Origin of the sequence: Streptomyces aurantiacus, assembly GCF_001418335.1 — a bacterium.
In the GTDB taxonomy this organism is placed as follows: Bacteria; Actinomycetota; Actinomycetes; order Streptomycetales; family Streptomycetaceae; genus Streptomyces; species Streptomyces aurantiacus.
On the sequence record NZ_LIPP01000452.1, the window covers coordinates 1 to 1794 of the forward strand.

Here is a 1794-nt window from a genome sequence, read left to right on the forward strand (position 1 = left end):
GCAACAACCCGGTCTCCAACGGCCGATAGACAACCTCGGCCACCCACAACCCAGGCCGCAGCAACTCCACCGCGAACGGCACCCCAGGATGCGCAGCCATCCCGGTGGGCGTGGCATGCACGACACCGTCCGCCCCGTCGAGCAACGCGGCCATCCGGCCGTCCGGCACCGCGGCAGCCGCCCGCCCCACCCCGAAGTGCCGGTTCAGCGCGCCGGCAAGGTCGGCCGCGCGATCGGGCAACGCGTCCACCACGGTGACGTGCCCCGCGCCGAGCGTGAGCAGGGCGTGCGCGACGGCCGCACCCGCTCCCCCCGCACCCAACTGCACCACCCGCTCCAGCGGGGCGTCGGGCAGCCCACGAGCGAAGGACGCCGCGAACCCGGTGACGTCCGTGTTGTGTCCGACCGCGCGCCCACCCTCGAAGACGACGGTGTTCACCGCGCCGAGCGCCTCGGCCTGCGGAGCGAGCGCGTCGAGGTGCTCGATGACGAGCTGCTTGCAGGGGTGCGTGATGTTCAGCCCGTCGAAGCCCAGGTCGCGGGCGGCCCGCACCAGGTCCCCCACCGCGTCCGGCGCGACGCCGAGCGCGTCGATGTCGATGAGCCGGTACACATAGCGCAGGCCCTGCCGGTCGGCCTCCCGCTCGTGGAGGGCCGGGCTGAGCGACGGCCCGATGCCCGCGCCGATCAGCCCGACGAGATACGAGTCCTTGACCACGACGGCCCTCCTGAACATCTCACTGAACAACTCACTGAAGAGCTATCAATGTACGAACTAGTACGTTAGCTATATCAGCATCTCCCGACCACAGGAAGGCCCGCCGGACGCCCACACCCCCGCCCCGACGCCTGCTTCTACAATCGCGGCACTGGCCCCTCGCCCGAAGGAACCCGATGACCAGCGTCGAAGAACCGGCACGGCCGAACGGACGCATCCGTGACGCCGCCCGCACGAAGGCCGAGATCCTCGACGTCGCGACCCAGGAGTTCGCCCGGGCCGGCTACGACGGGGCCCGGGTCGACGAGATCGCCGCGCTCACCCGGACCACGAAGCGGATGATCTACTACTACTTCGGCGGCAAGGAACAGCTGTTCACCACCGTGCTGGAGCGGGCGTACGGCGTCATCCGCGAGGCCGAGCAGGGGCTCGACGTCGAACACCTGGACCCGGTCGCGGCCATCCGGCGGCTGGCCGAGCTGACCTTCGACCACCATGAGGCGCACCCGGCCTTCATCCGCCTGGTCAGCATCGAGAACATCCACGGGGCCCAGCACATCGCCGGCTCCGAGAAGCTCGGCAAGATCGGCTCGCCCGCCCTGGACGTGATCCGCCGCATCCTGGAGACGGGGCGGGAGTCGGGCCTGTTCACGGCGGACGTCGACGCCGTGGACCTGCACGCGATGATCAGCTCGTTCTGCTTCTTCCGGGTCGCCAACCGCCACACCTTCGGCGCCCTGTTCGGCCGCGACCTGGTCGACCCCGCGCGGCACGAGCACTACCGGAGCATGCTGGGCGACATGGTCATCGCCTATCTGACGGCGGACCGCGCGGAGCACTGAGCGCGGAGTACTGAGCGCGGGGCCCCGGTCACGCGCCCCGATCGCGGGCACGGCGGCGCAAGATCCTTCGACGGGACCTCTTGACACCCAGGAAACGTGAGCGCAACATCCGTAGCCAGCCACTACTAACTATCCAGTGGGTTAATTAGCCGGGTTGATCACCCGGACAGTTCCGGCGCGGGCCGCCCCACCACCCCAGGGGCCGGCACCTCTCAGCTCTGCTCCCCTCCGCTC

At 69.9% G+C, this 1794-nt stretch carries 2 protein-coding genes; one reads left to right on the forward strand and one right to left on the reverse strand.

The window, feature by feature from the left end:
- Positions 1-718 (reverse strand): shikimate dehydrogenase (locus AOK01_RS38535; RefSeq protein ID WP_213862211.1); only part of this gene is annotated, 718 nt, incomplete at its 3' end.
- A 176-nt stretch (positions 719-894) separates the two neighbouring features.
- Between AOK01_RS38535 and AOK01_RS38540 the strand changes: the two genes are divergently transcribed.
- Complete coding sequence (locus AOK01_RS38540; protein ID WP_055520080.1) at positions 895-1560, forward strand: TetR/AcrR family transcriptional regulator; 666 nt, start codon at positions 895-897, stop codon at positions 1558-1560.
- Positions 1561-1794: the final 234 nt, after the last annotated feature.

Excerpts from the sequence above, each read along its gene's own strand:
- AOK01_RS38540 (WP_055520080.1), top strand. The coding sequence starts at position 895 with ATGACCAGCGTCGAAGAACCGGCACGGCCGAACGGACGCATCCGTGAC.